This window comes from Thioalkalivibrio thiocyanodenitrificans ARhD 1 (assembly GCF_000378965.1).
GTDB lineage: Bacteria > Pseudomonadota > Gammaproteobacteria > Ectothiorhodospirales > Ectothiorhodospiraceae > Thioalkalivibrio_A > Thioalkalivibrio_A thiocyanodenitrificans.
On the sequence record NZ_KB900536.1, the window covers coordinates 517,106 to 539,872 of the forward strand.

20 protein-coding genes and 1 pseudogene are annotated in these 22,767 nt (G+C 64.6%); 17 read left to right on the top strand and 4 right to left on the bottom strand.

The annotated features are described in order from the left end of the window. The first annotated feature begins 5 nt into the window (after positions 1-5). Entirely contained in the window at positions 6-1,052 is a 1,047-nt protein-coding gene (locus tag THITHI_RS0102380; protein WP_018231471.1) for a metal-dependent hydrolase, read from the top strand. Positions 1,053-1,098: 46 nt separating this feature from the next. Here THITHI_RS0102380 and THITHI_RS0102385 read toward each other — a convergent pair whose 3' ends face one another. Next, a complete protein-coding gene (locus THITHI_RS0102385) occupies positions 1,099-1,476 on the bottom strand; it encodes a hypothetical protein (protein ID WP_018231472.1) in 378 nt (125 codons plus the stop codon). 321 nt (positions 1,477-1,797) lie between these two features. Further along, positions 1,798-2,619, bottom strand: coding sequence for a mechanosensitive ion channel family protein (locus tag THITHI_RS0102390; RefSeq protein WP_026185992.1), 822 nt, complete (start codon positions 2,617-2,619; stop codon positions 1,798-1,800). A gap of 103 nt (positions 2,620-2,722) precedes the next feature. Here THITHI_RS0102390 and mtnA point away from each other — a divergent pair, with 103 nt between their 5' ends. The 16 genes and pseudogenes from mtnA to galU all read left to right on the top strand — a co-directional run bounded on the left by mtnA (position 2,723) and on the right by galU (position 20,302). Next, positions 2,723-3,763, top strand: a complete 1,041-nt coding sequence (gene mtnA, locus THITHI_RS0102395; protein WP_026185993.1) for an S-methyl-5-thioribose-1-phosphate isomerase — start codon at positions 2,723-2,725, stop codon at positions 3,761-3,763. 204 nt (positions 3,764-3,967) lie between these two features. Further along, positions 3,968-6,562: a DNA gyrase subunit A gene (gene gyrA / locus THITHI_RS0102400; RefSeq protein ID WP_018231475.1), complete on the top strand. Its 2,595-nt coding sequence runs from the start codon at positions 3,968-3,970 to the stop codon at positions 6,560-6,562. Between the two features lie 117 nt (positions 6,563-6,679). Then, positions 6,680-7,762, top strand: a complete 1,083-nt coding sequence (gene serC, locus THITHI_RS0102405; protein ID WP_018231476.1) for a 3-phosphoserine/phosphohydroxythreonine transaminase — start codon at positions 6,680-6,682, stop codon at positions 7,760-7,762. Between the two features lie 190 nt (positions 7,763-7,952). Further along, positions 7,953-9,116: a phosphoglycerate dehydrogenase gene (locus THITHI_RS0102410; RefSeq protein ID WP_018231477.1), complete on the top strand. Its 1,164-nt coding sequence runs from the start codon at positions 7,953-7,955 to the stop codon at positions 9,114-9,116. A 6-nt stretch (positions 9,117-9,122) separates the two neighbouring features. Beyond that, positions 9,123-10,211 (top strand): prephenate dehydratase, encoded by a 1,089-nt coding sequence (pheA, locus tag THITHI_RS0102415; RefSeq protein WP_018231478.1) that lies wholly within the window; start codon positions 9,123-9,125, stop codon positions 10,209-10,211. Positions 10,212-10,291: 80 nt separating this feature from the next. Then, on the top strand, positions 10,292-11,413 hold the full coding sequence (gene hisC / locus THITHI_RS0102420) for a histidinol-phosphate transaminase (protein ID WP_018231479.1): 1,122 nt from the start codon (positions 10,292-10,294) through the stop codon (positions 11,411-11,413). Continuing rightward, positions 11,410-12,267 carry a prephenate dehydrogenase gene (locus THITHI_RS0102425; RefSeq protein WP_018231480.1) on the top strand — a complete coding sequence of 286 codons (858 nt, stop codon included), beginning with the start codon at positions 11,410-11,412 and terminating at the stop codon, positions 12,265-12,267. Before hisC ends, THITHI_RS0102425 begins: the two co-directional genes overlap by 4 nt. A gap of 176 nt (positions 12,268-12,443) precedes the next feature. Then, on the top strand, positions 12,444-13,772 hold the full coding sequence (aroA, locus tag THITHI_RS0102430) for a 3-phosphoshikimate 1-carboxyvinyltransferase (RefSeq protein WP_033336895.1): 1,329 nt from the start codon (positions 12,444-12,446) through the stop codon (positions 13,770-13,772). Next, the gene (cmk, locus tag THITHI_RS0102435) at positions 13,769-14,449 is read left to right on the top strand and encodes a (d)CMP kinase (RefSeq protein ID WP_018231482.1); all 681 of its coding nucleotides are present in this window, start codon (positions 13,769-13,771) and stop codon (positions 14,447-14,449) included. Before aroA ends, cmk begins: the two co-directional genes overlap by 4 nt. Before the next feature lie 87 nt (positions 14,450-14,536). Continuing rightward, positions 14,537-16,219 (top strand): annotated as a pseudogene (gene rpsA, locus THITHI_RS0102440) (30S ribosomal protein S1); the annotation flags it as partial. Positions 16,220-16,363: 144 nt separating this feature from the next. Continuing rightward, positions 16,364-16,663, top strand: a complete 300-nt coding sequence (locus THITHI_RS0102445; RefSeq protein WP_018231484.1) for an integration host factor subunit beta — start codon at positions 16,364-16,366, stop codon at positions 16,661-16,663. 32 nt (positions 16,664-16,695) lie between these two features. Next, positions 16,696-16,989: a LapA family protein gene (locus tag THITHI_RS0102450; protein ID WP_018231485.1), complete on the top strand. Its 294-nt coding sequence runs from the start codon at positions 16,696-16,698 to the stop codon at positions 16,987-16,989. A 2-nt stretch (positions 16,990-16,991) separates the two neighbouring features. Further along, a complete protein-coding gene (lapB, locus tag THITHI_RS0102455; RefSeq protein ID WP_018231486.1) occupies positions 16,992-18,185 on the top strand; it encodes a lipopolysaccharide assembly protein LapB in 1,194 nt (397 codons plus the stop codon). 13 nt (positions 18,186-18,198) lie between these two features. Further along, the gene (gene pyrF, locus THITHI_RS0102460; RefSeq protein WP_018231487.1) at positions 18,199-18,924 is read left to right on the top strand and encodes an orotidine-5'-phosphate decarboxylase; all 726 of its coding nucleotides are present in this window, start codon (positions 18,199-18,201) and stop codon (positions 18,922-18,924) included. A gap of 104 nt (positions 18,925-19,028) precedes the next feature. Further along, positions 19,029-19,295, top strand: coding sequence for a ComEA family DNA-binding protein (locus THITHI_RS0102465; RefSeq protein WP_018231488.1), 267 nt, complete (start codon positions 19,029-19,031; stop codon positions 19,293-19,295). A gap of 110 nt (positions 19,296-19,405) precedes the next feature. Next, the gene (gene galU, locus THITHI_RS0102470) at positions 19,406-20,302 is read left to right on the top strand and encodes a UTP--glucose-1-phosphate uridylyltransferase GalU (RefSeq protein WP_018231489.1); all 897 of its coding nucleotides are present in this window, start codon (positions 19,406-19,408) and stop codon (positions 20,300-20,302) included. Positions 20,303-20,377: 75 nt separating this feature from the next. On the opposite strand, the gene THITHI_RS0102475 is transcribed toward galU, so the two are convergent. Beyond that, positions 20,378-21,355 (bottom strand): hypothetical protein, encoded by a 978-nt coding sequence (locus tag THITHI_RS0102475; RefSeq protein ID WP_018231490.1) that lies wholly within the window; start codon positions 21,353-21,355, stop codon positions 20,378-20,380. A 208-nt stretch (positions 21,356-21,563) separates the two neighbouring features. Next, the gene (locus THITHI_RS0102480; protein ID WP_026185995.1) at positions 21,564-22,745 is read right to left on the bottom strand and encodes a pyridoxal-phosphate-dependent aminotransferase family protein; all 1,182 of its coding nucleotides are present in this window, start codon (positions 22,743-22,745) and stop codon (positions 21,564-21,566) included. Positions 22,746-22,767: the final 22 nt, after the last annotated feature.

A 22,767-nucleotide genomic window follows, 5' to 3' on the forward strand; every position in this document is an offset into this window, starting at 1 on the left:
GCCCGGTGGACACCCTCACCCATGCCCTGAGCGGCGCCCTGCTGGCGCGGGCGGCCACGCCGGCCCGCACCGCCCCGGGCACCCCGGGCACAGGCGGTCGCATGCTGGCCGGATTCGCCGGTGGCGCCTTCCCGGACATCGACTTCGCCATGCGCGCGGTGGATACCCTCTGGTACCTGAGCGAGGTGCATCAGGGGGCGACCCATTCGTTGGTGCTGCTGCCCCTGTGGGCAATGGCCTTGGCCTGGATGTTCGGGCGGTTCTCGGGGCTTGGCTGGCGCGGGTATTTCGCGCCGGTCTCACTGGGCATCGGCATCCATATCGCCGGGGATCTGATCACCGCCTACGGCACCATGCTGTTCTATCCCTTTTCGGACTGGCGGCCGGCGCTGTCGTGGGTCTATGTGGTGGATCCGTACTTCACCCTGATTATCGCGGCCGGGCTGCTGGTGGCGTGGCGCCGCCCGGACCGCGGGCGTGCGGCATCGGTGGCGGCGCTGCTCGTGCTGTTCGCCTACGTGGGTGTACAGGGGGCCATCCAGATGCGGGCGGTCGGGGTTGCCGAGGCCTACGCACGGCACGCGGGTCTGTCCGAGGCCCGCGGGGAGGCCCTGCCGCAGCCCTTCTCCCCGGGCCACCGGGTGCTGATCGTGAGTGATGACGCGGCGGTCCATACGGCGTGGGTGCGGTTGCTGCCCGGGCGCAGCCTGGCGGAACGGATGCCCCTGCCACACCCGTTTCGGGACATGGCGACCCATTACATGCAGGTACCGCAATGGCAGCGTCGGCCCCGGTTCGGCCGGGGATCCGGGGAATCGGATCTGGCCCGGCTCGCGTGGGGACAGGACGGGTTCCGGTACTTCCGACGCTTTGCCCGGATTCCCGTCCTGCACGAGGTGGCAGAGGAGGGGGGACGCGAATGCGCCTGGTTCAAGGATCTGCGCTTCGAGCTGCCGGCGCTGCCGCCGTCGTTCGTCTTCGGCATGTGCCGGGATCCGGTGGACGGATCGTGGTACCGGGAGCGGCGCCGGGGCGCCATGTGGCTGGACTGATGTCCACGCAGCGCCGCGAATGTCGCGGGCTCCGAGCGGGCCCGTCTCAGATCGCGGCCCCGTGCTCGATCGCCTTCCTCCATTCCTCCACAAACTCCCGGATGGTCTCCACGAAATCCGGATCCTGCTCTGCCCGGTTGATGGTGGCATGAATCACCACCGCATCCGGGGCGGGCGGATACCCGGTGGTCAGGGTCCAGGTGAGGGCATTGGCGCAGTCGGGCAGCATGAAACGCACACCCCCGTTGATTCGATGGCGGAGAATGTCGAACTCGCCCCACACGGTCCACGCGCGGGCGCGGTCGTCGTCATGCACGGCCAGCAGGCGTTCAATGGACGGACAAAGGTCCGCGAGCCGGCCTGCTGTAATCCGCTGAAGGCTCTCGGCGGAGGCGGGGACCCGGGCAATGGCGAAGAACTCCATGGGCTGTACTCACTGGTTGGTGTGCGAACGCGGCGGACGTCGGGTGGGGGCGCGACACTAGTGTCGCGTCCCACAAATAACTTGCCATTCAGAGCCCCGCAAAAGCGCCAAGGCAAGGCGCACACCGCAGGCAATGGCAGGCCCTTGGCAAGGTGTGCAACGCCGCATTGGCGCTTTTGCGGGGCTCCCTTCGGGCGCGGCTGTGCGGGCGTGTGGCGGTGTTACGCTTGCTTGAAAGGGGGTGGCCCTTCCTGCGCAAGCGTGCCTTGCCACACGCCCGCACAGTCGCGCTGAATGGCAAGTTATTTGTGGGACACGACACTAGCCCGAATTCACCTGATAGAGATGCACGTCACGCTGAGGATAGGGGATATTGATGCCGTTTCGGTCGAAGGCGGCCTTGATACCCTCGAGCAGGTCCGCGCGTACTGCCCAGAAGTCACCGCTGCTGACCCACGGGCGCACTGCGATGTTGACGCTGCTGTCGGCCAGGTCGGCCAGCACCACGGCGGGCGCAGGGTCTTTCAGGATGCGTTCGTCCGCCTCCACGATCTCCAGGATCAGATCCCGGGCGCGGGCCAGATCGTCGCCGTAACCGATGCCGAACACCAGGTCCACCCGCCGGGTGTCGCGGGCGGTGACGTTGACGATGATGCCGTCGCTGATCTTCCCGTTGGGCACGGTGATCTCACGATTGTCCGGCGTGCGCAGCACCGTCTGGAAGATACGGATCTGCTCCACCACGCCGGCGGTGCCGGCCGCCTCGATGAAGTCTCCCACCTTGAAGGGCTTGAACAGGATGATCATGACCCCGGAGGCCAGATTTCCCAAGGAGCCCTGCAGGGCAAGGCCGATGGCCAGGCCGGCGGCACCGAGCACGGCGATCAGGGACGTGGTATGCACCCCCAGTTGATCGAGGGCCGCGATCACCACCACCAGACTCAGCAGGGCGCGCAGGATCGAGGCGAGAAAGCGGGTGAGCATGGGATCCATGCCGGTGCGCTGCATCAACCTGTCGGAGATGCGTACGACGAGTTTGACCACCCACAAGCCGATGAGCAGGATCCCGATGGCCAGGCCGATGTTGATGGCCCAGGGGATGAGATAGTCGTTGAGGATGACGGCCGAACTCACGGGTTCCATGGCATGCTCCGGGTGAAGATGGATGTACACCCCACTTATATAACATCGAATTTCCGGGCGTTACGGTTTCTAGGGGTGGGGCCGAAGCGTACAATCGCCGCCCATGAACCGAGAGACCCACGATACCGTGCGCGCCGTGCAATGGACCGGCGATCACCTGCGTCTGCTGGATCAGCGGCGGCTGCCCGGCGAGAGCGTGTACCTGGACATCCCGGACGCGGCAGGGGCGGCCGCCGCCATCCGGGACATGGTGGTGCGCGGAGCCCCGGCCATCGGCATCACGGCGGCCTACGGCGTGGCCATGGCGGCCCGCGCCGCCCCCGCGGACACCAGCGACTGGCTGAAGGCCCTCGAACCGGATATGGAGTGCCTGGCTGCGGCCCGCCCTACGGCGGTCAACCTGTTCTGGGCCCTGAACCGGATGAGACGGGTCATCGAGGCAAACGGCACGGATCTGCCGTCCGCCCTTGAGGCGGAAGCACGCCGGATCCATGAGGAGGATCTGGCCGCCAACCGGCGTATGGGTGCACTGGGGGCGGCGTTGATGGGGCCGGCCGGGGCCGTGCTCACCCATTGCAATACGGGCTCCCTGGCGACCGGCGGTTACGGCACCGCCCTTGGCGTCATACGCAGCGCGTTCGCTGCCGGGGACATCGACAAGGTGTACGCCGACGAAACGCGCCCGTGGCTGCAGGGCGCCCGGCTCACCGCCTGGGAACTGGTGCAGGACGGCATACCGGTGGATCTGGTCTGCGAGGGTGCCGCCGCCAGCCTCATGCGCCTTGGGCGCGTGGGCTGGGTGGTGGTGGGCGCCGACCGGATCGCCGCCAATGGTGACACCGCCAACAAGATCGGCACGTATGCACTGGCCGTACTGGCCCGTCACCACGGCGTGCGTTTCATGGTGGTGGCCCCCACTTCCACCATCGACATGGAGACACCCGACGGCGCCGGCATCCCCATCGAGGAGCGCGATGCGTCGGAAGTCCTGAGCCTGGGCGGACAGCCCGTGGCGGCGGAAGGGGCCGGCGCCTGGAATCCGGCCTTTGACGTCACCCCGGCGGAGTTGATCGATGCCATCGTCACGGAGAAGGGGGTGGTGGAGAAGCCGGATCGGGCCAAAATGACGGCCCTCATGAAGTGAGAAGTGAGAATTGGGAAGTGCGAAACCGCGAGACAGACGGTCTGGTGGGGTTTTGAAGTTTCTTCCCACTTCCCGATTCTCACTTCTCACTTCATGAGAGCGCCTGAGAGCCCGCCTGCGCCCTGATCTCGATCGACCCCGACCCCGGGGTCGTGGTATCATTTTCCTTTTGCCAATCCCCCATAGATGAGGGTGTTCCCCGGCATGGCCGAGTTCGCCAAAGAAGTCCTGCACGTCAATCTGGAAGATGAAATGCGCCAGTCCTACCTGGATTACGCCATGAGCGTGATCATAGGCCGGGCGCTGCCGGACGTCCGGGACGGGCTCAAGCCCGTGCACCGCCGGGTGCTCTACGCCATGCAGGAGTTGGGCAACGACTGGAACAAGCCCTACAAGAAGTCTGCCCGCGTGGTGGGTGATGTGATCGGCAAGTACCATCCCCACGGCGACACCGCCGTCTACGACACCATCGTGCGCATGGCGCAGCCCTTCTCCATGCGCTACATGCTGGTGGACGGCCAGGGCAACTTCGGCTCCGTGGACGGTGACTCGCCGGCGGCCATGCGGTACACGGAGGTGCGCATGGCCAGGCTGGCGCACCAGCTGCTGGCGGACATCGACAAGGAGACGGTGGACTTTGTCGAAAACTACGACGGCTCGGAGAGCGAGCCCTCGGTATTCCCCACGCGCCTGCCCAACCTGCTGATCAACGGTTCCGCCGGGATCGCCGTGGGCATGGCCACCAATATCCCGCCCCACAACCTGCGCGAGGTCGTGGACGCCTGCGTGGCCCTGATCGAAGACCCGGATATCGGCATCAGGGGTCTGATGGAGCACCTGCCCGGCCCGGATTTCCCCACCGCGGCGATGATCAACGGGGCCACCGGCATCCATGAGGCCTACCACACGGGTCGGGGACGCATCTATCTGCGTGCCCGCTCCCACGTGGAGACGGACGAAGGTTCGGGCCGGCAGAGCATCGTGGTGACCGAGTTGCCCTATCAGGTGAACAAGGCGCGGCTGCTGGAGAAGATCGCCGAGCTGGTCAAGGAGAAGAAGCTCGAGGGCATCAGTGAGCTGCGCGACGAGTCCGACAAGGACGGCATGCGCATGGTCATCGAGCTCAGGCGCGGCGAGGTTCCGGAGGTCATCCTCAATAATCTCTACCAGCACACCCAGATGCAGAACGTATTCGGCATCAACATGGTGGCGCTGGTGGACGGCCAGCCCCGCCTGCTGGATCTCAAGCAGGTGCTGGAGGCCTTCCTGCGCCACCGCCGCGAGGTGGTCACCCGGCGCACCATCTACGATCTGCGCAAGGCCCGCGAACGCGCTCACGTGCTGGAAGGCCTGGCCGTCGCGCTGGCCAACATCGACGAGGTGATCGCCCTGATCAAGGGCTCGGCGAACCCGGCAGAGGCCAAGGCCGGCCTGATGGGCCGGGCCTGGAGATCCGGCGTGGTGGACGAGATGCTAACCCGCGCCGGCGCCGCCACCTCCCGACCCGAGGATCTGGATGCCGTCTTCGGCATCCACGAGGACGGCTACCATCTTTCGGACGCCCAGGCCCAGGCCATCCTCGACCTGCGCCTGCACCGCCTCACAGGCCTCGAGCAGGAGAAGGTGGTCACCGAGTACAAGGATCTGCTTGAGAAGATCGACGACCTGCTGGACATCCTGGGCAGCCCGGATCGCCTGATGCAGGTGATCCGGGACGAACTGATGGAGATGCGCGAGCAGTTCGGCGACGAACGGCGCACCGAGATCGTCGAGAACCGCATGGATCTGACCCTCGAGGACCTGATCACCGAGGAAGACGTGGTGGTCACGCTTTCTCACGCCGGCTATGCCAAGTATCAGCCGGTCAGTGCCTACCGGGCTCAGAAGCGTGGCGGGCGGGGCAAGTCCGCCACGAGCTTCAAGGACGAGGATTTCATCGACCGTCTGGTGGTATGCAGTACCCACGATACCATCCTGTGCTTCTCCAGCCGCGGGAAGGCGTACTGGCTCAAGGTATACGAACTGCCCCAGGGCAGCCGTGCCGCGCGGGGCAAACCCATCGTCAACCTGCTGCCACTGGAGGAGGGCGAGCGCATCAACGCCATCCTGCCGGTGCGGGAGTACCAGCAAGACCTGTATGTCTTCATGGCCACCAGCTCCGGTACGGTGAAAAAGACCCCGCTGGTGGATTTTTCGCGCCCGCGCAGCAACGGCATCATCGCCGTGGATCTGCGCGAAGGCGATCAGTTGGTCGACGTGGCAGTGACCGACGGTACCCGCGACGTGATGCTGCTCACCTCCGCCGGAAAGGCCATCCGCTTCAACGAGGAGGACGTGCGTGCAATGGGACGTACGGCCTGCGGTGTGCGCGGTGTGCGCATGACGGAAGGCCAGCGGGTGATCTCGCTCATCATCGTGGACGAGGGCACGGTGCTGGTGGCCACCGAGAACGGTTACGGCAAGCGCACGCCACCGGGAGATTTCCCGGGGCACAAACGCGGCGGGCAGGGTGTGATCGCCATCCAGACCGGGGGGCGCAACGGTGCTGTTGTGGGTGCCACGCTGGTAGCCGACGGCGACGAGGTGATGCTCATTACCGATGGCGGGACGCTCGTTCGCACCCCCGTGGATGACATCTCGGTGCTGGGCCGCAACACCCAGGGCGTACGGCTGATTCGTCTCTCCGATGAGGAGCACCTCGTGGAACTGGCCCGGGTGGCCGGCCTCAACGGTGAGGGTGACGAAGAAGACGAGGAAGGCGGAGATGATGTCGAGGACACCGGCGGCGAAGAGGCCTGATACCCGTAGCCCGCAGGTTGAGGTTCGCTGCATTCACCCCAACCTGCATTGGGTCAGCAACCCTGCAAATCTGACGCATTTCCAGAAAACCACAGTGAACAACAAATCGAGGTCCCCATGACACGCGTGTTCAATTTCAGTGCAGGTCCCGCCATGTTGCCCGAGCCGGTGCTCGAGCAGGCCAGGGACGAGATGTTGGACTGGAACGGCACCGGCATGTCAGTCATGGAGATGAGTCACCGGGGCAAGGCCTTCATGTCCATCGCAGAGGCCGCCGAGCGCGACCTGCGCGTGCTGATGGGTATCCCCGATGACTACAAGGTCCTGTTCCTGCAGGGCGGCGCGTCGGCCCAGTTCGCCATGGTGCCCATGAACCTGCTGCGCGGGAGAACGCGCGTCGATTACGTGAACACGGGAGCCTGGTCCGGGAAGGCCATTGCCGAGGCCCGCAGGTTCGCGGACGTGAATGTGGTGGCGACGGGTGAGGACAGTGGTTTCAATGCCATCCCCGCCTTCGAGTCGTGGCAGCGTACGGACGATGCCGCCTACCTGCACTACACCCCCAACGAAACCATCGGCGGAGTGGAGTTTCACTGGATCCCGGACACGGGTGACGTGCCCCTGGTGGCGGACATGTCCTCAACCATCCTGTCGCGTCCCGTGGATGTGTCCCGTTACGGCGTCATCTATGCAGGCGCTCAGAAGAATATCGGGCCGGCGGGGCTGACTATCGCCATCGTGCGCGAGGACCTGATCGGGGAAGTCGTGCCGTCCACGCCCACCATGTTCGACTACAAGACCCACGCGGAAAGCGGCTCCATGTACAACACGCCGCCAACCTACGGCTGGTACCTGGCGGGGCTGGTGTTCAAGTGGCTGCTGGGCATGGGCGGCCTCGAGGCCATGGCGGGGATCAACCGGCGCAAGGCGGAGAAGCTCTACGCCGCCATCGACGGCTCCGATTTCTACACCAATCCCGTGAATCCGGCCTGCCGTTCGTGGATGAACGTGCCCTTCACCCTCGCCAATCCCGATCTGGATGGCGAGTTTCTGAAGGAAGCCGCGGCGCTGGGCCTCACCACACTCAAGGGCCATCGCTCCGTGGGCGGCATGCGCGCCAGCATCTACAACGCCATGCCCGAGGCGGGCGTGAGCGCGCTGGTGGACTTCATGGCGGATTTCGAACAACGTAAAGGTTAAGGAATTTCTGCCACAGAGGTCACAGAGAACGAAGCATTGACGGTCTTCTTCTTTGCGCCTTGGCGGCAGCCCTGTTCCCAGGCTGGAGGGAGCATTTCTCTCACAGGGCCGCAAAGGCGCAATGTAAATCGGTTAATGTTCCTTTCTCTGTGACCTCTGTGGCCAACAAGAATTTCAAGGCGCACTGACCATGTACAAGATTCTGACCCTGAACAACATCTCCGTGAAGGGGCTCGACTGTTTCCCCCGGGACCATTACGAGATCGCATCAGAGCTGACCCACCCGGACGCAATCCTGGTGCGTTCCCACAATATGCATTCGATGAAACTGCCCGATGAACTCAAGGCCGTGGGACGGGCCGGTGCCGGTGTGAACAACATCCCGGTGGAGGACCTGAGTGAGCGGGGTGTGGCGGTATTCAATGCGCCGGGGGCGAATGCCAACGCGGTCAAGGAACTGGTGGTGGCGGGTATGCTGATCGCTGCGCGCAATCTGTGCGGCGCCTGGGACTACACCCGTGGTCTGGATGCGTCGGCCGCGGATCTCGAGCAGCAGGTGGAGGCCGGCAAGAAGAAGTTCGTCGGTTTCGAGTTGCCTGGGCGCACCCTGGGCGTGATCGGGCTTGGTGCCATCGGCGTACAGATCGCCAATGCCGCCCGGGCACTGGGCATGCAGGTGATCGGCTATGATCCGAAGATTACGGTGCGGCGCGCCTGGCAGCTCTCATCCGAAGTGCAGCACGCCTCCAATGTGGACGATCTGCTGTCCCGGGCCGATTTCGTGACGTTCCACGTGCCCCTGGTTGATGCCACCCGCAACATGATCAACGCGGATCGCCTGGAGCGCATGAAGCCGGGGGCGGTACTGCTCAACTTTGCCCGGCCGGGCATCGTCGACGACGAGGCCGCCTGCCGCGCACTGGATACAGGCCGGCTCCATGCCTACGTGTGCGACTTCCCCACGCCCGGGCTGATGACCCATCCCGGGGTGGTGGCGCTGCCGCACCTGGGTGCCTCCACCCGGGAAGCGGAGGAGAACTGCGCCGTGATCGTGGCCGAGCAGTTGCGCGAGTATCTGGAGAACGGCAACGTGCGCAATTCCGTCAACCTGCCGGAAGTCTATCTGCCCCGTGCGGGGGATCTGCGCGTGACGGTGGTCAATCGCAACATGCCGGACATGGTGGGGCAGATGTCCCATATTCTGGGCAAGGCCGGACTGAACATCGTGCATATGGTGAACGAGTCACGGGGCAGCATCGCATACAGCATCATGGACGTGGAGGGCGAGATCACCGAAGATGCGGCAAGGGAGCTGAATGCCGTCGACGGCGTATTGCGCGTGCGGGTGTTGTAGAGACTCATGAGCGAGCAGGATTCACTGGAAACCATCCGGGCGCGTATCGATGCCCTGGATGAGCGGTTGGTGAAGCTCATCAGCGAGCGGGCCCGTTGTGCCCAGGCGGTGGCCCGGGTCAAGCGCGCCGGGGATCCCCGGGCCGAGTTCTATCGACCGGATCGGGAGGCTCGGATCCTGCGCCGTATTCAGGAGATGAATCCAGGCCCGCTGGATGATGAGGAGATGGGCAGGCTTTTCCGGGAGATCATGTCCGCCTGCCTGGCCCTCGAAGAGCCCCTCAAGGTGGCCTTTCTCGGGCCGGAAGGCACATTCACCCAGGCCGCGGCACTCAAGCACTTCGGCCATTCGGTGACCACCGTGCCACTCGGAGCCATCGACGAGGTCTTTCGCGAGGTGGAGTCCGGCGCCGCACACTACGGGGTGGTGCCTGTGGAGAATTCCGCGGAAGGTGTTGTGACCCACACGCTGGACCGGTTCATGCAGTCGCCGCTGAGCATCTGCGGGGAGGTGGCCCTTCGCATCCATCATCAGCTGCTGGCTGCCGAACCCATGGAGCGCGGCCGGATCGAGCGGGTGTATTCGCACCAGCAGTCCCTGGCCCAGTGCCGCGAGTGGCTGGACGCGAACCTCCCCCAGGCCGAGCGGATTCCGGTGAGCAGCAACGCGGCCGCAGCCAGGCGTGCGGCGGAGGAGAAGGGCGTCGCGGCCATCGCCAGCGAGGCGGCCGCGGAGCGCTATGGTCTGCACACGATCAATGCCAATATCGAGGATTCCCCGGACAACACCACCCGGTTTCTGGTGATCGGCCGGAGTGCCAGCGGCCCGTCCGGCCACGACAAGACCTCCCTGCTGCTTTCCACGAGCAACCGCCCGGGGTCGCTGTTCCGTCTGCTGGAACCCTTTGCCCGCGCTGACGTCAGCCTGACGCGCATCGAATCCCGTCCGTCCCATTGCGTGAACTGGGACTACGTGTTCTTCATTGACGTGGAAGGCCACGAGGACGACGACAAAGTGAGCAAGGCCATCGAGGCAGTCCGCAAGGAGGCGGACCTGGTCAAGGTCCTGGGTTCCTATCCGCGCGCGGTACTTTAAGAGCCGTCCGTTGTCAGTGGTTGGTCGTCAGTTGTAAAGACCGGATCACCGCGACGGACCACTGACAACGGACAAGTTCCATGATTTGTGATTATCGGGCCCTGGCGCTGGCCGGGGTGCAGAATCTGACACCGTACCAGCCCGGCAAGCCCATCGACGAGCTGGAGCGGGAGCTGGGGATTCGCGAGAGCGTCAAGCTTGCCTCCAACGAGAACCCACTGGGCCCCGGGGTCCGTGCGCTGGACGCGGCACGGGCGCAGTTGTCCGGCGTCGCTCTCTACCCGGACGGTAACGGTTTCGCCCTCAAGCGGCGCCTGGCCGAATACCTGAACGTGGACGCCACGCGTATCACGCTGGGCAACGGCTCCAATGAGATCCTTGAACTGATTGCGCGCGCCTTCCTGGCTCCGGGGCGCAACGCGGTGTTCAGCGCACACGCCTTTGCGGTGTACCCGATCGTGGTTCAGGCAGTGGGCGCCGAGGCGCGGGTGGCGGTGGCCAACGGGCCGGATCACGTCTTGCCCTGGGGCCATGATCTGGACGCCATGGCAGCGCTCATCGACGGGGATACCCGAGTGGTTTTCGTGGCCAATCCCAATAATCCCACCGGCACGTGGCTGGACGAGGCCTCGGTGCACGCATTCCTGAAACGCGTGCCGGAGGATACCCTGGCGGTCATGGACGAGGCGTATTTCGAGTATGCGGAGGTCGACGGTTACCCGGATGCCACCCGCTGGCTCGATGCGTTCCCCAACCTGATCGTCACCCGCACGTTCTCGAAGATCCACGGGCTTGCCGGACTGCGCATCGGGTACGGGGTATCCGGCGAGGCCGTGGCCGATATCCTCAACCGAGTGCGTCAGCCCTTCAACACCAACAGCCTCGCCCAGGCGGCCGCGCTCGCGGCTCTGGACGACGCGGATCACGTGCGCCGGAGCGTACAGGTCAACCGTGAAGGCCTGCGCCAACTGACCGCCGCCTGCGGGCAACGGGGACTCGGTTTCATACCGTCAGTGGGTAATTTCCTGTCCATCGACGTGGGGCGCGAGGCGGCACCGGTCTATGAGGCCCTGTTGCGGCAAGGGGTGATCGTGCGGCCCATTGCCGGGTACGGTCTTCCCAACCATCTGCGCGTCACGGTGGGCCGGGAGCATGAGAACCGGCGTTTCATCGACGCTCTGGACAAGGTGCTGGCCTCTTGATTCGCAAACTCTGCATCTTTGGCGTGGGCCTGATCGGCGGCTCCCTGGCCCTGGCATTGCGCCGGGGCGGTCATTGCCGCCAGGTGGTGGGTTGTTCCCGTTCCGAACAGCATCTGGCGCGGGCAGTGGAGCGGGGCGTGATCGACAGTTACAGCCTGGATGCCGTGGAGGCGATCAGGGATGCCGACATGGTCCTGCTGGCGGTGCCGCTGGGAGCCATGGGACCGGTATGCACCAGCATCCGCGATGCGTTGCCGGCCGATGCGGTGCTCACCGACGTGGGCAGCGCCAAGGCGAGTGTGGTGCATGCGGTGAGTGCCGCTTTCGGAGTTGCGCCGTCCGGCTTCGTCCCGGGTCATCCCATCGCCGGCACCGAGCAGAGCGGGGTGGATGCCGCGTTCCCGGAACTCTTTCAGGACCGGCGGGTGATACTTACGCCGCTCGAGACAACCCGCAAGGATGCCCTCGAAAAGGTGCGTGCCATGTGGCAGGCGGCCGGTGCGGTGGTGGAGGAGATGTCGGTGACCCATCACGACGAGGTACTGGCGGCCACCAGCCACCTGCCCCATCTGCTGGCGTTCGGCCTCGTGGACAGTCTTGCGCGCATGGGCGAACGCGAGGAGATCTTCCGTTACGCCGCAGGTGGTTTCCGTGATTTCACCCGCATCGCGTCCAGTGATCCGGTCATGTGGCGTGACATCTGTCTTGCCAACAGCGAGGCCATCCTCGAGGTCATGAAACACTACCGCGAGGACCTGGACGGCATCACCGAGGCCGTGAAGCACGGCGACGGCGATCAACTCCTGGAGATCTTCCGCCGCGCCAAGGCGGCCCGTGACCGATTCTGCCATTGACCACGCACTTGAGGACGACGCAGCGACGTTCAGGCTCGAAGATGGCTCAAAAAGGGAAGTGTCGATGCGAGGATGGCACGTTGCCGCGCCTCCACTTCAGGATCATGAATTTCTGTTTCGCTGCGTCTCCGCGTGTCGGCGGAGATTCAGTTTCAGTTCTCGGAAATCGATAGCCAATGTTACAAGCACAGAAAATCTCTTTCGACGTACAGTCCGGCGGGAAACTGACCGGGCGAATCCGGGTGCCGGGGGACAAGTCGATCTCCCATCGATCAATCATGCTGGGGGCCCTGGCGGAGGGGACGACGGAGGTGACCGGGTTTCTCAACGGCGAGGACTGCATGGCCACGCTCGCGGCATTCCGGGCCATGGGGGTGGAGATCGACGGTCCGGAGGCGGGTCGGGTGGCCATCCGGGGTGTCGGTCTGCACGGACTCAAGGCGCCGGCCGGGCCTCTGGATGTGGGCAACTCGGGAACCTCCATGCGTCTGATGGCGGGGCTGTTGTCCGGCCAGGCCTTCGACACCACCCTGGTGGGCGATGCCTCCCTGACCCGCCGGCCCATGCGGCGGGTCACGGAACCGCTGGCAGCCATGGGTGCGCACATCGAGACCAGCGGGAACGGCACCCCGCCGCTGCACATCCGCGGCGGACGGACACTTCAGGGTATTGGCTTCACCATGCCCGTCGCCAGCGCGCAGGTGAAGTCTAGCCTCCTGCTGGCGGGGCTGTACGCCCGTGGGACCACCTGTGTGACGGAACCGGCGCCGACGCGCGATCACACGGAGCGCATGCTCACGGGGTTCGGCTATCCGGTGAACCGGGAAGGCAGCACGGTGTGTATCCAGGGGGGCGGAACGCTCACCGCCACCGGCATCGATGTCCCGGCGGACATTTCCTCGGCGGCGTTCTTCCTGGTGGGCGCCTGCATCTCCCCGGGATCGGCGATCACCCTGGAGCACGTGGGCATGAATCCCACCCGGGTGGGGGTGGTCGACATCCTGCGGCTCATGGGGGCGGAGATCCATGTGGAGAATCCGCGAGAGGCGGGGGGTGAACCGGTGGCCGATCTGCGGGTGATCGGCGGCGCGCCGCTTCGGGGGGTGCGCATCCCCGTGGAGCTGGTGCCCCTGGCCATCGACGAGTTTCCCGCGCTGTTCATTGCCGCCGCCTGCGCGGAAGGCGAAACGGTGCTCACCGGTGCCGAAGAACTGCGGGTGAAGGAGAGCGATCGCATCCAGGTGATGGCGGACGGTCTCGACGCCTGCGGCATCGAGGCGGAACCCACCCCAGACGGTATTCGCATCCGGGGCGGGCGGTTGCGGGGCGCCACCGTGGACAGCCATGGGGATCACCGCATTGCCATGAGTTTTGCCATGGCCGCCCTGCGTGCCGAGGGTCCCATGCATATTCGTGACTGCGCCAACGTGAACACGTCGTTTCCTGGATTCGTCGAACTGGCGGCGGCGGCAGGGCTCGGGATCACACAGGGGGATCCGGCATGAACGCCCCGGTGATCACGGTGGATGGCCCCAGCGGCTCCGGCAAGGGGACCGTGAGCCGGCTGGTGGCGGAACGCCTGGGCTGGCACTGGCTGGACAGCGGCGCCATGTACCGGCTGGTGGCACTGGCAGCCCTGCGCCGGGACATGGACCTGGATGATGTGGATGCCCTGAGGGGTCTCGCTGCCGGCCTGGATGCCCGCTTTCAGGCGGATGATGCGGGGGATCCCGTGATCCTGCTGGACGGGGCACCGGTGGGTGCCGAACTTCGCACCGAGCAGGCGGGCAATGCCGCCTCCCGGGTGGCGGCTCACCAGTCCGTGCGCGATGCCCTGCTGGAGCGCCAGCGGGGCTTTCGGCAGCCCCCCGGGCTCGTGGCGGACGGTCGGGATATGGGTACGGTGGTGTTCACGGAGGCGCCGCTCAAGGTCTTTCTGACGGCATCCTGCGAGGAACGCGCCAGGCGTCGATATAAGCAGTTGAAAGAACAAGGACTTAGTGCTAATCTTCTCGCCCTTTCGGAAGAGCTTGCTGAACGCGACCGCCGGGATGCCGAGCGGAGCGTTGCACCGTTGAAGCCGGCCGATGACGCCGTGGTGCTGGATTCCACCCACATGGGCATCGAATCGGTACTTGAAGAGGTGTTGCGGCTGGCCCGGGAACGGGGTTTAACCGACTAAGGTCCGGGCAGGATTGCCCGCGGCCATGACATTCATCAATCAACCGGCTTGTGAACGGAACCCGTCAAGCCCAATTTCAGGTCCAGACAACTCATGAGTGAAAGTTTCGCGCAACTGTTCGAAGAGAGCATGGCCTTCACGCAGATGAAGCCAGGCAGCATCATCAACGGCACCGTGATCAACGTGACGCCCGACGTCGTGGTGATCAACGCCGGACTCAAGTCCGAGGGTGTCGTCCCCGCCGACCAGTTCCTCAACGAGAAGGGGGAAATGGAAGTCAAGGTGGGCGACGTGGTGGAGGTGGCACTGGAGAGTCCGGAGGACGGCTTCGGTGAGACACGTCTGTCGCGGGAGAAGGCCAAGCGCGCCAAGGCATGGGAACGTCTGGAATCCGCCATGGAGAACGACGAGACCATCTCCGGCATGATCTCCGGAAAGGTCAAGGGCGGTTTCACCGTGGAACTGGGCGATATCCGGGCCTTCCTGCCCGGCTCGCTGGTGGATGTGCGCCCCGTGCGCGACACCGCGTACCTGGAAGGCAAGGAACTGGAATTCAAACTCATCAAGCTGGACCAGCGCCGCAACAACGTGGTGGTGTCCCGCCGTGCGGTGGTGGAGAAGGAGTACAGCGCCGAACGCGAGGCCCTGCTGGAGAACCTGCAGGAAGGTCTGGTGCTCAAGGGCATCGTCAAGAACCTCACCGATTACGGTGCGTTCCTGGACCTGGGTGGCATCGACGGCCTGCTGCATATCACCGACATGGCCTGGAAGCGCGTCAAGCACCCCTCCGAAGTGGTGGATATCGGTCAGGAGATCGAGGTCAAGGTGCTCAAGTTCGATCGCGAGCGCAACCGCGTCTCCCTGGGCCTGAAGCAACTGGGCGACGATCCCTGGGAGAACATCACCCGCCGTTACCCGGTGGGTGCCCGTCTGTTCGGCAAGGTCACCAACATCACCGATTACGGCTGCTTCGTGGAGATCGAGGACGGTGTGGAAGGTCTGGTGCACGTCTCTGAGATGGACTGGACCAACAAGAACGTGGCGCCCAACAAGATGGTCGCCGTGGGCGACGAGGTGGAGGTGATGATCCTCGATATCGACGAGGAACGCCGCCGCATCTCCCTGGGCATGAAGCAGTGCCAGGCCAACCCCTGGGACGAGTTCGCCGCCACCCACAATCGCGGCGAGAAGGTCTCCGGTGTCATCAAGTCCATCACCGACTTCGGCATCTTCGTGGGCCTGGACGGCGGCATCGATGGTCTGGTGCACCTGTCCGACCTTTCCTGGAACATGGAAGGCGAGGAGGCCGTGCGCAACTACAAGAAGGGCGATGAGATCGAGGCCGTGGTGCTGTCCGTGGATCCGGAGCGCGAACGCATCTCGCTGGGCATCAAACAGCTGGACAAGGATCCCTTCTCCAACTTCGTGGCCGAACACGCCAAGGGCACCATCGTCACGGGCGTGGTCAAGGAAGTGGACGCCAAGGCCGCGATCGTGGAGCTCGCCGACAGCGTCGATGGCGTGCTGCGCGCTTCCGAGCTGTCCCGTGACCGCGTCGAGGACGCCCGTAGCGTTCTGAACGTGGGTGACAAGGTCGAGGCCAAGTTCATGGGCGTGGATCGCAAGAACCGCACGGTGACTCTGTCCATCAAGGCCAAGGACTATGAGGAAGAGGCCGAGGCATTGCAGGATTACAGTGGTGCCGGCACTGCCACGACTTCGCTCGGGGATCTGCTCAAGGAGCAGATGGGCGGCAAGCAGGACAAGTAAGACCGGTACGATCGGCCGCGCCGTGTGCGCGGCCGGTTTCTGTCAGTCAGGCTGCGATGTGATGCTGATCGGGTCGCCGCACCGGATCTGCCTGGCCTCGTGAAGGCACGCGGTTTTGCATCGGAGCCATTTGGAGCTGCTGTCATGACCAAGTCGGAACTGATCGATGTACTTGCCAGAAAGCAGAGCCATCTGGCCTACAAGGATGTGGAGCTTTCCGTCAAGACCATGCTTGAGCATATGAGCCAGGCGCTGGCCACCGGGGATCGTATCGAGATACGGGGCTTCGGCAGTTTTTCCCTCCATTTCCGGCCGCCTCGGGTGGGGCGCAATCCCAAGACCGGCGAGACCGTTTCCCTGCCGGGCAAGTACGTGCCTCACTTCAAGCCCGGCAAGGAGCTCCGCGAGCGGGTCAACACCCGTGAACCGGCCGCTCAGGCCTGACTGGTTCCCCGCGGCAGGATGAGGTCACCGCATTGCGTAAGCTGATCATGTTGATCGTTGTGATTCTGGCAGTCCTGACCGGGGCCAGTTTCACGTTGCTAAATTCGGGCTCCGTATCCCTCAATCTGTATGCGGTACACCTGGACATACCGCTGTCCGTGGTGATCTTCTCCAGTCTTCTGATCGGCGCGATCATGGGGGCGTTCGCCTGTGTGGGGTTGATGCTGCGCCACATACGCGACAACCGGCAGCTCCACAAGCGCGTTCGACTCGCTGAAGACGAGCTTTCCAAACTCCGCAGAATTCCCATCAAGGATCATTATTGACCATGACCGAGTTGCTCTGGCTGCTTCTTCCCATAGCAGCCGCCTCGGGCTGGATCGCCGCCCGCCGAAGCGGCAGGAAGCCTCGGCGCACATCCCGTGGCACGCTGTCGGAAGACTACATCAAGGGTCTGAACTTTCTGCTCAACGAGCAGTCGGACCGTGCCCTGGAAGTGTTCATCGAGATGGTGGACGTGGATGCGGACACGGTGGAGACCCATCTCATCCTGGGCAGCCTGTTCCGCCGGCGCGGAGAAGTGGATCGCGCCATTCGTATTCATCAGAATCTCATCGCACGACCTAATCTGGAACCCCGTCAACGTGCCAATGCGCTCATGGAACTGGGCCGCGACTACATGCGGGCGGGCGTGCTCGACCGGGCGGAGGGTCTGTTCCGGGAGCTCATCAATACCGGTTTTCAGAGTGCCGAGGGTTATGCGCGCCTGCGGGATCTCTACGAGCAGGAGAAGGAATGGGAGCGGGCCATCTGGGCCGCTGAACGCCTGAGAGGCCACACCCGTGAACCTCAAAGCACCCGAATCGCCCATTACTACTGTGAGCTTGGCGAGCAGGCGGCTCGTTCCGGGGATCCCGTGAAAGCTGCCCAGAACGCACGCCGCGCGCTGGCCAACGAAAGGGATTCCGTGCGGGCCAGTATCCTTCTGGGTGATCTCGCGGTGAAGGAAGGCGACGATAAGGGCGCCCTCAAGCATTACGGCCACGTGGCGAACCAGCATCCGGACTTTGCTTCCCTGGTTCTGGATCGTGTACGGGGCGTGTACATGCGCCTCAACGATGTGCCCGGGTACGAACGCTTCCTGGCGCAGCTCCGTGAGCAGGACGGTTCGCTGGCTACCCTGCTGGCCCGGCTGGATACCCTTCGCGACCAGGGCCGGCAGGCGGAAATGGATGACCTGCTGAATCAGGCGCTGACACGCGACAATGTCGCGTTGCCGGTCCTGGAGGTTTTTCTGCGGTCATGGTCCGGTCGGGTGACGGATGCGCAAGCGGCGGAGGTTCTCAATCGCGCGTCCCAGGTAATCGACAATCACCTGCAGCAACGGCCCATCCATCAGTGCGTGAATTGCGGGTTCAGCCTGCGCGCACACCTTTGGCATTGCCCGGGGTGCCACCAATGGAGCACCATCAAGCCCCGTGAACTGCATACGGAACGACCGCAGACCACCTTGAGCCGCTGAACAGGAACTACCCATGTCTGATGCCGTGCCGGAACCGAAGATCATCGTTGCCCTGGATTTCCCGGATGGGAATGGCGCGCTGTCGTTCGTGAGGGACCTGGATCCGGGTGCCTGCCGGCTCAAGGTGGGCTTCGAGCTGTTTGTCAGTTCCGGACCGGCCCTGGTGGAGCGGCTTCAACAGCTCGGCTTCGAGGTATTCCTCGATCTCAAGTTCCATGACATCCCCAACACGGTGGCTTCCGCCTGCCGTGCGGCCGCGCGCCTGGGGGTGTGGATGGTCAACGTGCATGCCGCGGGCGGCGGGCGGATGCTCGACGCGGCCCGCGAGGCGATCAACGGGGAGCGTCATCAACCCCGCCTCATCGCGGTGACCGTGCTGACCTCCATGGATGACCGGGACCTGGATGAACTGGGCTGTTCCAAGGACGTGGGCCGGCTGGCGGAGGCGCTGGCGGGACTGGCTCATGCCAGCGGGCTCGACGGCGTCGTGTGTTCCGCCAACGAGGCCCAGATGCTCAGGCGTCGTTACGGCGAGGAGTTCCTGTTGGTGACCCCCGGTATCCGGCCTCGAAGTGCCGTCCAGGACGACCAGCGGCGGGTCATGACCCCGGGCGAAGCCGTGAGGAACGGCGCGAGCTACCTGGTGGTGGGTCGTCCCATCACCAAAGCCGAGGATCCCATGGCCGTGCTGGCAGCCATGAACGAGGAGATCGGCGGGGCGGGTTTGCATTCCATTTGACTTTTGGTAGTCTTTCTGCGTCCCCGGCCCGTCACGGATGTGAGGATCAGGCCGGTGCGACGACCATGGAACGCCAAGGAAACCCCATAAGGGAGGCATAGGTCATGAAATATCTGTCCGCAGTACTCATCGTTTTGTCCCTCTTGTTCTCCGTGCCGGCCATGGCCGGTTCCGCGGACCCCGTGAACGTGAATACGGCTGACGTGGAGGCACTGACGTCGTTGAAAGGCATCGGCCCAAGCCGGGCCGAGGCGATCATCGCCCATCGGGAATCCAACGGGCCGTTCCGCTCCCTGCATGAACTGATGCAGGTGCGTGGAATCGGGGAAAAGACCATCGAAGAGAACGTCGACCGCATCGCCCTGGAGTGATGCAAACCCGGACGGGATTCCCCCGGTTCCGGGAGACAACGGCCCCGCTCACTGCGGGGCCGTTGTGCTATGGTTAGGGTGTTCTCAACGGGCGATGCTGCACATTCATCATGCACAAGAAGATTCGCAAAGCCGTATTCCCGGTCGCCGGTATGGGGACCCGTTTCCTGCCCGCCACCAAGGCCAGCCCCAAGGAGATGCTCCCGGTAGTGGACAAGCCCTTGATACAGTATGCGGCGGAAGAAGCAGTGGCCGCGGGGATCGACGTGCTGGTGTTCATCACCGGCCGGACCAAGCGTTCCATCACGGACCATTTCGACAAGGCCTACGAGCTGGAAACCGAAATGGAGCAGCGGGGCAAGGAGAAGGTGCTCGATCTGGTGCGAGGGATCCTTCCGGCGCATGTTTCCTGCGTATACATCCGCCAGGCGGAGGCGCTGGGGCTGGGTCACGCGGTGGGCTGTGCCCGCCCGGTTGTGGGGGATGACCCGTTCGCGGTGATCCTGGCGGATGATCTGGTGGATGGCCAGGGCAGTGGCGGTGCCCTGAAACAGATGGTGGATATCTACGACCGGTTCGGGTGCAGCGTACTGGGCGTGGAAGAGGTGCCTCCCGACGAGACTCACAAGTACGGCGTGGTGACCCCGGAAGACATCGAACCGGATCTCTGGGCCGTCAAGGCCATTGTCGAGAAGCCCGATCCCAGGGATGCCCCGTCCAACATGGCGGTGGTGGGCCGTTACATCCTCACCCCCCGGATCTTCGATCTGCTTGAGACGACGAGCAAGGGTGCCGGCGGCGAGATCCAGCTCACCGATGCCATCGCCGCGCTGCTGAAGGAGGAGCAGGTCCTCGCCCATCGTTTCAAGGGCAAGCGCTACGACTGCGGCAGCAAGCTGGGCTATCTGCAGGCAACGGTGGAATATGCCCTGAAGCACCCGGAGCTCCGGGATGATTTCGGTGCGTATATCAACACGCTCTGCGCGGACCGCCTGACCGGTTCCTAGTGTCCTGGCGTCCGCATACCGTCGTGTCCACCGCGCTTCGCCTGGCCGCCCGCACCGGGCATGGTCCGGCTGGATCTACGGGGTACGCGGCCTGTCCGGCAGCAGCCAACCTGGGACCCAGCGCAGGTAGGCGGACATGCCCAGCAGTTCCACCAGGGTCTGGAGCACGATCACCACCACGGCGGCCTCCCAGCCGACGGGCAGGGCGAGGGCCAGCGGAAGCACCACGAAGGAGTTGCGCGTGCCCAGACTGAACACCAGTGTGCGTCCGGCACTGGTGGGCAAGTTCGCCATGCGGGTCAGCAGGCGACCTGCCAGCGCCGCAACCACCAGATACGCGATGAATACCGCCGTCACATGACCCATGGCCGGCAGCCAGTGGATCACCACCTGGACCTGGGTGACTGCCACGAGGAACACCACCACGCTCAGCAGCGGTACGGGAAGCCATGCAAGCCCTTCCAGCACCTCGCTGCGCCGCGGGTGGCGGCCTGTCCAGTACTGCAGCAGGCCCGCCATGATCAGCGGGATGACCACCAGGCCCACAAACGCGCCGAGGATCCGCCGTATCTCCAGGCCCGCCTCGATCATCCGACCCCCTTCGAAAAACATCACCAGGTAGACCGGCAAGAGCAGCAACTGGGCCAGCAAGAGGAGGGGCGAGGCGGCAATGGCACGGGCGCCATCGCCGCCGCCCAGGTGCGTGAAGGTGATGAACCAGTCCGTGCAGGGCACCAGGAGCACCGCCGCCACGGCCACCCGGATCACGGGGTCGTCGGGCAGTGTCTGCACCAGCACCCAGACCATGGCGGGAACCAGGACAAAGTTGCCGCCCAGCAGGGTGGCATTGAAACGGAGGTCCCCGGCGGCCTTGCCCAGGGCCCGCATTGGAATCCGGGTGAACGTGGTGAATAGCAGCAAACCCAGCACGGGCCACAGCAGCCGGTCGGCGTCCTCCATGACACCGGGGGTCATCGCGCCGGCGCCAAGCCCCCCTGCGATGGCACCCAGGTAGATCCAGATCTGGTGGCGTTCCAGAGATTCACGGGTCACGGGCTGTCCCGATGGGGCAACATCGCATGTTCGCTTCCCGACCCGGGAGAGCAGGATGCGGCCACGAAGCCGCGAAGCGCGCGAAGAGGCCGACAGGGCCTATGGTACTCTTCGCGCGTTTCGCGGCTTCGGGAGAGATCCATGGATGTCCCTTCAAAGCCGGTCACCAGCGGGGCCCGTCACCACCGCTGAGGGTGTCGAGGACCGCTTATGCCCCGTAGACGGCCATGGCGGCCGCCACGGCACCCCCGGCGCGAACATCGGTTCCCTGACCGGCCAGTGTGTTCTCCAATGCGCCCAGGCACAGGAGGACGTTCTTGCGGTTCGCACCGAAACCCATGAGCCCGATGCGCCACACCTTGCCGGCCAGCGGTCCGAGGCCCGCGCCGATCTCCAGGCCGTAGTCGTCCAGCAGGGCCTTGCGCACGGCCGCTTCGTCCACACCCGCGGGCACGCTGACGGCGTTGAGCTGGGGCAGGCGGGAATCACGGGGGACGATGAGATTCAGTCCCATGGACTCGAGTCCGGCCTTGAGCGCCTCGTGGTGGGCCCGGTGCCGGGCCCAGGCGTTCTCCAGGCCTTCCTCCTGCAGGATCACCAGGGATTCGTGCAGGGCGTAGAGGGCGTTGATGGGCGCGGTGTGGTGATAGGCGCGCTTGGTGCCGCTCCCCCAGTAACCCATCACCAGGTTGAGGTCCAGAAACCAGCTCTGAACCTTGTGGCTGCGTCCCTTGATGCGTGCCACGGCCCGTTCGCTGAAGCTCACGGGCGACAGCCCGGGGGTGCAGGACAGGCATTTCTGGCTGCCGGAGTAGATGGCGTCGATGCCCCAGTCGTCCACGCGCAGCTCCACGCCGCCCAGACCGGTGACGCTGTCCACGATCACCAGGCAGTCGTGGCGGTGAGCGATCTCGGTGAGCGCCTTCGCGTCGGAGCAGGCGCCCGTGGAGGTCTCCGCATGTACAAAGGCAACGACACCGGCCTCGGGATGCGCCTTGAGCGCTTCCTCGAGTTTCCCGGGATCCACCGGCTTGCCCCATTCGTCCTCCACCACCACCGCGGTGGCGCCGCAGCGTTCCACGTTCTCCTTCATGCGCCCGCCGAACACGCCGTTGATGCATACCACCACGGTGTCGCCCGGCTCCACCAGATTGACGAAGCACATCTCCATGCCGGCCGATCCGGGGGCGGAGACCGGCAGGGTCAGTTGGTTCTCTGTCTGAAAGGCGTACTGGAGCAGACCCTTCATCTCATCCATCATGTCCACGAATACGGGGTCCAGATGCCCGATGGTGGGACGGGCCATGGCAGCGAGCACGCGGGGATTCACGTCGGAGGGGCCGGGGCCCATCAGTGTTCGGACTGGGGGATGGAAGGACTTGGCGGTCATGGGTTCACCTGAGCTTGGGTTG

Excerpts from the sequence above, each read along its gene's own strand:
- THITHI_RS0102385 (WP_018231472.1), bottom strand. The coding sequence starts at position 1,476 with ATGGAGTTCTTCGCCATTGCCCGGGTCCCCGCCTCCGCCGAGAGCCTT.
- THITHI_RS0102390 (WP_026185992.1), bottom strand. The coding sequence starts at position 2,619 with ATGGAACCCGTGAGTTCGGCCGTCATCCTCAACGACTATCTCATCCCC.
- mtnA (WP_026185993.1), top strand. The coding sequence starts at position 2,723 with ATGAACCGAGAGACCCACGATACCGTGCGCGCCGTGCAATGGACCGGC.
- gyrA (WP_018231475.1), top strand. The coding sequence starts at position 3,968 with ATGGCCGAGTTCGCCAAAGAAGTCCTGCACGTCAATCTGGAAGATGAA.
- serC (WP_018231476.1), top strand. The coding sequence starts at position 6,680 with ATGACACGCGTGTTCAATTTCAGTGCAGGTCCCGCCATGTTGCCCGAG.
- THITHI_RS0102410 (WP_018231477.1), top strand. The coding sequence starts at position 7,953 with ATGTACAAGATTCTGACCCTGAACAACATCTCCGTGAAGGGGCTCGAC.
- pheA (WP_018231478.1), top strand. The coding sequence starts at position 9,123 with ATGAGCGAGCAGGATTCACTGGAAACCATCCGGGCGCGTATCGATGCC.
- hisC (WP_018231479.1), top strand. The coding sequence starts at position 10,292 with ATGATTTGTGATTATCGGGCCCTGGCGCTGGCCGGGGTGCAGAATCTG.
- aroA (WP_033336895.1), top strand. The coding sequence starts at position 12,444 with ATGTTACAAGCACAGAAAATCTCTTTCGACGTACAGTCCGGCGGGAAA.
- cmk (WP_018231482.1), top strand. The coding sequence starts at position 13,769 with ATGAACGCCCCGGTGATCACGGTGGATGGCCCCAGCGGCTCCGGCAAG.
- THITHI_RS0102445 (WP_018231484.1), top strand. The coding sequence starts at position 16,364 with ATGACCAAGTCGGAACTGATCGATGTACTTGCCAGAAAGCAGAGCCAT.
- lapB (WP_018231486.1), top strand. The coding sequence starts at position 16,992 with ATGACCGAGTTGCTCTGGCTGCTTCTTCCCATAGCAGCCGCCTCGGGC.
- pyrF (WP_018231487.1), top strand. The coding sequence starts at position 18,199 with ATGTCTGATGCCGTGCCGGAACCGAAGATCATCGTTGCCCTGGATTTC.
- THITHI_RS0102465 (WP_018231488.1), top strand. The coding sequence starts at position 19,029 with ATGAAATATCTGTCCGCAGTACTCATCGTTTTGTCCCTCTTGTTCTCC.
- galU (WP_018231489.1), top strand. The coding sequence starts at position 19,406 with ATGCACAAGAAGATTCGCAAAGCCGTATTCCCGGTCGCCGGTATGGGG.
- THITHI_RS0102480 (WP_026185995.1), bottom strand. The coding sequence starts at position 22,745 with ATGACCGCCAAGTCCTTCCATCCCCCAGTCCGAACACTGATGGGCCCC.